Here is a 595-nt window from a genome sequence, read left to right on the forward strand (position 1 = left end):
CCCCGGCCCCGGTTCCGACGGTGACGGTGTCGAAGACGACCGGTCTGAACGCCGATGGCGAGACCGTCACCGTGCGTGGCACCGGCTTCTTGCCGTCCGCCCCGGCGACGTCGGGCACGCGCCCGCCGCTGGCCGGAACGTTCACCGGCACCTACGTCGCATTCGGCAAGTTCGCGGATGTCTGGCAGCCGTCGACCGGCGCTGCGTCGGCGACCCGAGTGACCGGCGACACGAAGTGGGCCTTGCTCGCCGCCAACATGGCGACCGTGGGCGGTGCGCCCGCCGGGGCTGTTGAGTTGAAGGCCGACGGCACGTTCGAGACCACGCTGACCGTGAAGAAGGGCTACGACAAAGAGCCGGCCACCGGCAACTACGGCATCTACACCTACCCGGGCGGCGGAGCGAAGTTTGCACCGTTCGAGACGAAGACCGCGCTCACCTTCGCCGAGCCGGCCCCGGTTCCGACGGTGACGGTGTCGAAGACGACCGGTCTGAACGCCGATGGCGAGACCGTCACCGTGCGTGGCACCGGCTTCTTGCCGTCCGCCCCGGCGACGTCGGGCACGCGCCCGCCGCTGGCCGGAACGTTCACCGG

General features: G+C 70.6%; 1 pseudogene. It reads left to right on the plus strand.

Annotation, left to right across the window (positions count from 1 at the left end):
* A pseudogene (locus AC1DCF_RS19145) lies at positions 1-595 on the plus strand (hypothetical protein); the annotation flags it as partial.

This window comes from Leifsonia sp. 10L418 (assembly GCF_056395445.1).